Source organism: Lysinibacillus sp. NPDC048646 (genome assembly GCF_050272295.1).
Lineage (GTDB): Bacteria > Bacillota > Bacilli > Bacillales_A > Planococcaceae > Lysinibacillus.
The window spans coordinates 1-6,033 of the sequence record NZ_JBNNLZ010000051.1; the positions used below are offsets into that span (position 1 = coordinate 1).

A 6,033-nucleotide genomic window follows, 5' to 3' on the forward strand; every position below is an offset into this window, starting at 1 on the left:
TAACCCTTCAGTTCCGAAAGGAACTGTCTAGCCTTTACCTGAGTAATGTGACCATTCTCAATTTAAACTAGAAACATTTCGCACAACTAACCTGCCCCGTTAGCCATCCATGTAGCGCAAAAACCAGCGCTACACCACAGAAGATGAAAATGTACTCAGAACGGGTATTGAATACTACGGCTGGGAGAGGAAGGTCGATAAACTATGGTGCCTTGAGCCCTTCCGTTAGCCTGCACCATACGACGGTTCAGCAGTAGAATAATGATGGATAAGAGCCTTTCCAGTTTCAAAATATGTAACTTCCATTTCGATGGATAAGCAAGAAACTATTTCTTTAAGAATATTTGATAAGATGAGTTTTAACATCATGAGATAGAATTATAAGAATAACGCCCATCCTTATATACCAATAATTAAATACATCACTTAGATGAAGTACAAACATTACTGTTAAAAAATACTATACACTTTATAGATACTATATATTGTAAATTAACTTGGTTAATAAATCTATTTCAATTGCCTTTGAACCCTAGTATGATTCAGCAATTGAAGGACGAAAATGGTTATGAACCAAGGAACATTGCTTAGACAACAGAAATATCTCAACAATATTATTGAACAAGATCATAGATTCATAAAAAAGATCATAAAACCAATGCTGCGTTTCAAGTCTTTTGATACTGTTGAAAAAACAATTGCGGGAATCGAAGTCATGCACATGATAAGAAAAGGACAGGTCGAGTGCAATCATTCGTCTGTCCTTTCTGCAGTTGAATTAACCAATGAATTGTTTGATTTAACAGCATAGTCGAACAACAATAGGGCGGCTATCTTGCTTTTTTTAATAGTTTCACCAATACCATAATTTCCGTTGATAATATTTATAAATAATATTGAATCTATATGAAGTATCCACCATTGAACAATATGAGATGGAGAAAAATTTATAAGTAATATTAAAAGCAACATCGCTGACCTTAACGGTTGACGAGGATTTTTTATGATCGATATAAAAAAGAGCAGGATCTTATAGAAGCTCAATTATTATATATACAGAGCGTTTTATTATTTCAGCATTTAATTGAGGCGGTGACAGTAAATAATCTTAAACAAAACATTTGACCTTAGGTCTGACCTAGGGTGTATTGTTAGGGTATTCTAAACGATATTTTTAGGAGTGAAGCTTATGAAGACGGAAATTACGATAAGCGAATTAGCTAAGCTTATGAACGTATCTGTTCATCAAATTCGTTACTTTGAAGAAAAGGGAGTTCTTCAACCTGCTTACACAGATAGTAATCAGTACAGAAAGTACAGCATTGATCAAGTATATCAGCTTGCACATATTCTATTGCTTCGCAAGTTGAGTGTTCCTGTTCATTCCATTAAAGAATGCATGGATTCCTTCTCAGCGGATCAATATCGACAGCTTCTTCATAGCACCTTGCATCAGGTAGAAGCAGAATTGTTGCGGCTCAAAGAGCTTCAGCTATTCACTAAGAAAGTTTTGCATGAACAACAGAGCTTTAGTTCACAGTCCAACCAGTATCAAATTAAACGGCGGGATGTCACCTATTTTACTCGTTGGATGGAAATGGATTCGAGTACGAAGCTTAATGCTAAACTATTGGCCGAAAAGGTGAAACGAGTTCCGAATTTGTTCGAATCGGACATTCATTACATATATGACGGATCAAACATAAACACCTTGTGCCTGGAAGCTCAAGAGCCTGGCGATTTTTCTTTTCCTGAGGGTGAGTATCTTTCAATGCAGAGACTCATTCATGAAGATGATGAGCTTGAACAAATGATTGAGCAACTTTATGATTATGCTGCTGAGGAGTCTTTTGTCATAACAGGGCCCCTTATCCTCATTGAAAAATCTTACTTATCCCTGTTTAGCGAAAGCAAACTGCATTACGAGCTACAAGCCTTGATCAAGCCGGTTGCAAATTCGAAAAGAAGGGTCGAACATGAATGTAACACCGATAACGAATGAACCCATGCAGGCACAGGTCCGCCGACTGCTTGTTCACGGTTTTCACGGGAAATTTCAACGCCTTACGAACATGATTCTGCATTATGTCAAAGATTACCTCAAGGCAGTTTCTAATATTCGCAGATGGCTTCATAAAGAAGGGATTTTTATTTTCTCAATCGAACATCCGATTGTAACGTTACAGCATCCGATGCAGAGATGGGTTTGCAACGAACAAGGGCAAAAGCTATGCTGGCCGGTTGATTATTACGGAGACGAAGGGGAGCGTAATATGGTGAGAAGCAATCGGTTATCAAGTAAGGGTTAATGGATTTGCAACATAAATTTCATCCACCGCTGCTGAAGAATACTGGAAAACGAGACCGAGAGATGCACAAATGAACAACTAGGGCAATTGTAAAGGTATCTCTCTATATCCATGTTTTATTATATTGTTTGCTAAACTAAAGTGGTAGAGGTAAAAAATAGGGGGTATTCTATGTCAATTAAAGTTAGAAGTATAGTGTCATTTGGTCTTATTGTATTATTAGTTTTAATTATGGGGATTTTTCAACAACAAAATGCAAAATCCCAAATAGAGCAAGTCGAGTTATTGAAAGAAAAAACACTTCAAGCAACGTTGCTAGCAGATGAAATGAAGTTAGCGGTTGTACAGGTTCGGCAGTATTTAACTGATATTAGTGCCACAAGAGCACTTAATAATTTAGATGATGGATTTGAGCAAGCAGAAAAATATAGCAAAATTTTTTATGAGGATTTGGAGCAACTGAAAAATTTGCAACCACAAGATAATGAAAAATTAGATACGATTAAAGTAGCGTTTGATGAGTATTATAGTACGGGTCAGAAAATGGCTAAAAGCTATATTGAAGGCGGACCTGAGCTAGGGAATAAAATTATGCTTGAATTTGGTACTACATCAATCGAGATTAATGAAAAAGTAGATATTTTTCAGCAGGAAAACATTACAGAAATACAAAATTCTTTAGCAAATGTCGAAAAGCTTATAGATGATAATACCCAGTGGTTTTTATGGATGTTCTGCATTATTTTAATTATTTGTATAGTAGTTGGGGTTGTATTCGCACGTTCCATCGTCGTTCCTGTCAATAACCTAACCTCTGCAGCAAAGGTAATTGCTAAAGGAGATTTAAGTGAAAAGGATATTGAAGTTAGAACAAAGGATGAAATTAAAGATTTGGCAAATTCTTTTAATTTGATGAAGTCTAATTTACATTCACTAATACATAGCATGACTGCCAATGTTGAACATACAACATCAGTAGCTGAACAATTAGCAGCAAGCACAGATGAAATTTCACACTCATCAAATGATATAGCAAACCTTATCGAAAGACTTGTAGCAAGTGATAATCAAGCAGCTGCTTCTGGACGTGAAAGTTCAATAGCAATGGATGAAACAGCCCAAGGAGTTCAACGTATTGCTGAAGCTACTCAAATGCTTCACTCTAAGGCAGTAGACACGCAAGCTATTGCAAACGAAGGCGAAAAAACGTTGCAAACCGCAGAAAATCAAATGTCGAATATCCAACAATCTTCAAATGCAACAAATGAACGAATTAAGAAGCTAAGTACACAATCGACTGAAATCGTTAATATTACAAAAGTAATTACTGATATTACTGAGCAAACTAACCTTCTTGCACTAAATGCTGCGATTGAGGCAGCTCGTGCAGGAGAGCATGGTAAAGGCTTCGCGGTAGTAGCAGATGAAGTACGCAAATTAGCAGAGGAATCTAAAGCATCTGCCAATCAAATTGTGGACGTAATCGCACTAATCCAGCAAGAAACGAAGGAAGTAGAAAAGGCCGTAAGTGTAACAGTATTGAATGTGGATGAGGGTGTTACATTTATTCAAAACGCTCAAAATGCGTTCGATGGAATTTTAAAAGCAATTGGCGATATGACATCTCAAATCGAGGATGTGTCTGCTTCTACGCAACAAATTTCTGCAAGTACTGAGGAAATGGCGGCTTCGGTCAATGAAATGTCCTCTTCTGCAAATCATGCTGCACAGCAATCTGAAACAATTGCATCGACAGTAGAAGAGCAAGCTGCAACGATTCAAGAAATTAATGCTGTTGCAAAATCATTAAGTGAAGAAGCGTTGACAGTGAAGGAAGAAATCAATAAATTTAAAATTTAAGATAGTAGGACTGTAGTGGAGTCATTAACCACTTATAATGTAGTATGTTAAATGAAAGAAGGGATATTAATTCTTCCTTTTGTATTTACACATGCCCTAGTCAACGTTCTGGTAGCTATCGTAGCGTTTGTTATATTTTAAGATGTTTATAAGCTATTATTTGAAGTGGCACTTCAGGAAAATTTTGATGGCTCTTAGTGTGGAACAAAGTGTGACGTTATTCGAGTGTTCCAACAAGAAAACAGTTGGGTGAATCCCCAACAATTTATAAAAATTCACCATGAAGGGATCGAGAAAGTAATGAAAAGGAAAATTTACTTTAATCATGATGGCGGAGTTGATGATCTTGTTTCGCTATTTTTATTACTAAAAATGGACACTGTTGAACTCACAGGTGTTTCAGTCATTCCAGCAGATTGTTATTTAGAACCAGCAATGTTTGCGAGCCGAAAAATTATTGATCGCTTTGGTTATGGTGGTCTTGACGTAGCAGCGTCAAATTCTCGTGGGAAAAATCCTTTTCCAAAAGACTGGCGTATGCATGCATTTTATGTTGATGCCCTACCGATTTTAAATGAATCTGGAAAAGTTGTAACACCAGTGGCGGATAAACCAGCACATCTTCATTTAATAGATACGGTTTTAGCAACTGAAGAAAAAACAACTTTATTATTTACAGGCCCGCTTACTGATCTTGCTCGTGCATTAGATGAAGCTCCTGAAATTGAAGAGAAAATTGAAAGACTTGTTTGGATGGGGGGGACATTCCGTGAAGCAGGAAACGTACACGAACCTGAACATGATGGAACAGCGGAATGGAACGTGTTTTGGGATCCTGAAGCAGCTGCTCGTGTATGGGAAACCGGCATAGAAATTGATTTAGTGGTGCTTGAAAGTACAAACCAAGTACCGTTAACTTTAGATGTACGCAAGCGTTGGGCTAAAGAACGCCAAAATATTGGTGTGGATTTTCTTGGCCAATGTTATGCGATGGTGCCACCCCTTGTTCATTTTTCAACGAACTCTACATACTATTTGTGGGATGTGTTAACAACCGCATTTGTTGGCAATCGTGATCTTGTTAAAGTACAAACCATTAGCAGCATTGTTCACACAGACGGTCCAAGCCAAGGTCGTACAGTTGAAACAGCGGATGGACGTCCTGTGAATGTAGTCTACGATGTGAACCGCGATGCATTCTTCGATTATATGACTGAATTAGCCAAAAAGTAATAGAAGGGAAATCTTAGGCTATATTTTTTCACCGTTTGTATTACTTATCGGTGTTCCATTGGAAGAAGCACTGAAAGCTGGTTTATTTATAGGTCAGAAATTTGTATTAAACGAATTGTAGCTTATACTGCTTTTTCTTCAGAGATTGCTAATCTGTCTTAAAAAAGTGTCGTTATCATTAGCTTTGCACTTTGCGGATTTGCCAATCTGGCTGTGATTGCTCTTATCATCGGTGGATTAGGAAGAATTGTACCTTCAAGAAGACAAGATATTGCAGAGATGGGTTTATGAGCAAGAGTTGCGGCAACACATTAGCTAATCAGCGATTGCTGGGATGCTTATTTAGACAGGAGATTCTCCTGTCTTTTTTATAACTAGGGGACAATATGAAAGTTAATAGCATTAGTTTGTAAGAAAATGTACTTGTTTATCCGATTGAAAAATCCACGTAGAGTTCTGATTGAGGCATTAGCCCACAATCCCACAATCTAAATTAGCTGAAATACCTCAGATACTTTCGTTTCAATCAAGTGAAAATATAAACATACTAACATTAGTAGTACAAACCTAGGCCATGGTTTGTGCTACTATTTTTTTATAGTAGAAGTGAAGGAAAGCCGACCAGCCTCTG

General features: G+C 37.2%; 5 protein-coding genes and 1 pseudogene. All 6 read left to right on the forward strand.

The features are described 5' to 3' along the window. The first annotated feature begins 562 nt into the window (after positions 1-562). Positions 563-811: a DDE-type integrase/transposase/recombinase gene (locus ACQKII_RS24450; protein WP_427463029.1), complete on the forward strand. Its 249-nt coding sequence runs from the start codon at positions 563-565 to the stop codon at positions 809-811. 378 nt (positions 812-1,189) lie between these two features. Next, the gene (locus ACQKII_RS24455) at positions 1,190-2,002 is read left to right on the forward strand and encodes a MerR family transcriptional regulator (RefSeq protein ID WP_427463030.1); all 813 of its coding nucleotides are present in this window, start codon (positions 1,190-1,192) and stop codon (positions 2,000-2,002) included. Next, a complete protein-coding gene (locus ACQKII_RS24460) occupies positions 1,977-2,309 on the forward strand; it encodes a hypothetical protein (RefSeq protein WP_427463031.1) in 333 nt (110 codons plus the stop codon). The genes ACQKII_RS24455 and ACQKII_RS24460 overlap by 26 nt, the downstream gene beginning before the upstream one ends. 171 nt (positions 2,310-2,480) lie before the next feature. Further along, a complete protein-coding gene (locus tag ACQKII_RS24465; RefSeq protein ID WP_427463032.1) occupies positions 2,481-4,169 on the forward strand; it encodes a methyl-accepting chemotaxis protein in 1,689 nt (562 codons plus the stop codon). A gap of 300 nt (positions 4,170-4,469) precedes the next feature. Then, positions 4,470-5,402, forward strand: coding sequence for a nucleoside hydrolase (locus ACQKII_RS24470; protein ID WP_427463033.1), 933 nt, complete (start codon positions 4,470-4,472; stop codon positions 5,400-5,402). Positions 5,403-5,412: 10 nt separating this feature from the next. Then, a pseudogene (locus ACQKII_RS24475) lies at positions 5,413-5,693 on the forward strand (nucleoside transporter C-terminal domain-containing protein); the annotation flags it as partial. Positions 5,694-6,033: the final 340 nt, after the last annotated feature.

Coding starts and splice junctions, on each gene's coding strand:
- ACQKII_RS24450 (WP_427463029.1), top strand. CDS start 563: ATGGTTATGAACCAAGGAACATTGCTTAGACAACAGAAATATCTCAAC.
- ACQKII_RS24455 (WP_427463030.1), top strand. CDS start 1,190: ATGAAGACGGAAATTACGATAAGCGAATTAGCTAAGCTTATGAACGTA.
- ACQKII_RS24460 (WP_427463031.1), top strand. CDS start 1,977: ATGAATGTAACACCGATAACGAATGAACCCATGCAGGCACAGGTCCGC.
- ACQKII_RS24465 (WP_427463032.1), top strand. CDS start 2,481: ATGTCAATTAAAGTTAGAAGTATAGTGTCATTTGGTCTTATTGTATTA.
- ACQKII_RS24470 (WP_427463033.1), top strand. CDS start 4,470: ATGAAAAGGAAAATTTACTTTAATCATGATGGCGGAGTTGATGATCTT.